General features: G+C 64.7%; 2 protein-coding genes and 1 tRNA gene. 1 reads left to right on the forward strand and 2 read right to left on the reverse strand.

Features of this window, described 5'->3' with window-relative positions:
* Positions 1-48: 48 nt before the first annotated feature.
* A tRNA-Glu gene (locus BN903_RS17635) sits at positions 49-123 on the forward strand.
* 109 nt (positions 124-232) lie between these two features.
* On the opposite strand, the gene BN903_RS13270 is transcribed toward BN903_RS17635, so the two are convergent.
* Positions 233-1,531: an MFS transporter gene (locus BN903_RS13270; RefSeq protein WP_195155815.1), complete on the reverse strand. Its 1,299-nt coding sequence runs from the start codon at positions 1,529-1,531 to the stop codon at positions 233-235.
* Positions 1,532-1,545: 14 nt separating this feature from the next.
* Positions 1,546-1,710, reverse strand: a complete 165-nt coding sequence (locus BN903_RS17640) for a hypothetical protein (RefSeq protein WP_195155813.1) — start codon at positions 1,708-1,710, stop codon at positions 1,546-1,548.
* Positions 1,711-2,063: the final 353 nt, after the last annotated feature.

Raw genomic sequence — 2,063 nt, forward strand, 5'->3', positions numbered from 1 at the left:
CTGTTTTAGTATCGTCTTTCCTACCGTAGATTTGCGACGAACGGACGTGCTCTGGTGGTGTAGTCCGGCCAATCATATCACCCTCTCACGGTGATGACCTGGGTTCGAATCCCAGCCGGAGCATTTTCTCGAACGACGCGCGCTGAACTCTCTTAGAGCGACGCGTCCCGTCTTGACCGCGCCGGGTTGGCCGCCCCGTGTCGGTCGGTTGTACCGGGTCGGCCGCGCCAGATCAGTCGTCCGCGACGGCTGCCGACTCGTCGTCCCCGACGAACCCGGCGTCGGTCGCCCGCTCGGCGACGTGCGGCTGGAACACCCACGCCGTCAGCAGCACGATCGGGACCATCGTGACGGCGACGATCGAGTAGCCGAGGTGGAGGTTCGGGAGAAACGGCGCGGCGTAGACGAGCGGGTAGACGATCCCGCCGACGGTGCCGACGCCGCCGACGACGCCCGCGACCGCCCCGGAGCTGTTCGGGAACATCGCGGGCACCTGCGCGAAGATGGCTCCCTCGGAGAACGCACAGCCCATCCCGACGAGGAACCCGGTGCCGACGGCGAGTGCCACCCGCCCGCTCAGCCCAGCGAGCGTCATCGCGAACATCGTCACGACGACGAAACACAGCGAGACGAACGTCCACTGCTCGCGGTACCGCCCCCGGAATATCGGGAGGATGTTCCGTTCCGCGCGGGCCAGCCGGTCGCTCACGTACCCGCCGATCGGGCGCAGCAGGCCGGCCGCGACGGAGAACGTCGCCGCGAACGTCGAGGCGAGGACGAGGTTCTCCGTGTTGAACCCCTCGCGGTAGTAGGTCGCGAGCCAGCCGTTCATCGACAGTTCGAGGCCGAACGTCATCACGTACGCTAACGCGAGCACGACCGTCCCGTACCGGGTCGCGGTGAACACCCACTCTTTGAAGCTCGCGCCCTCGGCGGTCGCCCGCCGCTTCTCGTCGCTTTTCGCGGCCTCGCCGAACACGTAGTAGACGACGGCGAGCAGGATCGAGACGACCCCGGTGTAGAAGAACGCGGCCCGCCAGTTGACGCTGAACAGGGGGCCGTCCCAGCCGGTCGAGAACACCCGCGGGAGCAGCAGCGCGCCGCCGGCCGCGCCCGCGTTCCCGATCCCGGCGTAGATCCCCTCGGCGGTGCCGAGCTCCGCCTCGTCGAACCACTCGGAGACGTGCTGAATCCCGATGACGAAGGTGATCCCGGCCGTCGCGACGATCAGCCGCGTGCCGAAGAAGACGGCGTACGACTCCGCGACCGCGCTCCACATCGAGAACACGCCGACGTACGCTAAGACGATGGCGAAGACGGCCGGCGCGCCGAACTTGTCGGAGAGCCACCCCGTCAGGATCCGGCCGAACGGCGCGAGCCAGATCGCCGCGCTCGCCAAGATCCCGATCTCCGCGACCGACAGCCCGAACTCCTCGGCCATCGGCCCCGTGAACGGCGCGAACGAGAACCAGATCAGGAACGAGAAGTTGAATCCGACCGTCGCGAGCAGCAGCGTCCGGTACTTCGTCATCTCGATCGGGCTGTTCATGCGATCCCCTCCGACGCGCTCGCCCGGTGGTCGACGGGATTGACCGCCCGGTCGTCGAACGGATCGACCACGCGTTGCCGGGACGGGAACCGATCGGTCGACTCGTTACGTGACATCCACACGGAATCAAACAAGATCCCGCTGAATTTGTTGTTTCTCACGTCTTAGCCGAATATACCCCGATTTAATAAGGAGTTCGCTGACCGAACATACACATCTAAGTCGTGTTTCGGCCGATGGTTAACCCCGCGTGTCGGGACAATATTATTACAGGATTAAAGGTAAGAATTAAATTCTGTCAACTTCGGCGCGCTCTTCGTCGACGACTCGAAACGACACGATCGATAACAAAATATCCCGGACGTTCGGCGTGGTCGAGCGCGGGCCGACGAGCCGATTCGAATCGGTGAAAATGACTGTTTTAGGTGTTATTCGGTCGATTCTCCGCTCGGTGGCGGCGTTCGGACCGGGGCGACTCGCGCCGGTCGCCCCTACCGCGGGGCGGCGACCTCGT

This window comes from Halorubrum sp. AJ67 (assembly GCF_000513435.1).